The organism is Streptomyces sp. NRRL F-525 (assembly GCF_000716605.1).
Taxonomy (GTDB): Bacteria; Actinomycetota; Actinomycetes; order Streptomycetales; family Streptomycetaceae; genus Streptomyces.
In genome coordinates this window covers 1-322 of sequence record NZ_JNXE01000229.1, presented here as the reverse complement: position 1 = coordinate 322, position 322 = coordinate 1, and the positions used below count along the sequence as shown (strand labels likewise).

Annotated in this window: 1 protein-coding gene; it reads right to left on the bottom strand. The window is 66.5% G+C overall.

Annotated features, from left to right (window positions below):
* On the bottom strand, positions 1 to 322 hold a 322-nt coding region (locus OO69_RS51150), incomplete at both ends, for an acyltransferase domain-containing protein (RefSeq protein ID WP_158713555.1).

Genomic DNA, 322 nt, shown 5'->3' with positions numbered 1-322 from the left:
TGGGTGACGCCCTGGTGCTTCAGCTGCCGCACGGCGTCGGTGAAGCGGACGGTGTGGCGGATGTGTCGGGTCCAGTACGAATTCGTTGAGTGCGGTGTCCATGTGGGGGGAGTGGAAGGCGTGCGAGACGGTGAGTGTTCTGGTTTTGCGGCCTTGGGCGGTGAAGTGGTCGGCGATCGCCTGGGCCTGCTCGGGGTCGCCGGAAATCACCGTCGAGTCCGGCGAGTTGAGGGCGGCGATGTCGATGCCGGGGGTGAGGGCGGGTCGGAGTTCGTGTTCGGTGGCCTGGATGGCGATCATTGCTCCGCCGGAGACGGCGGTT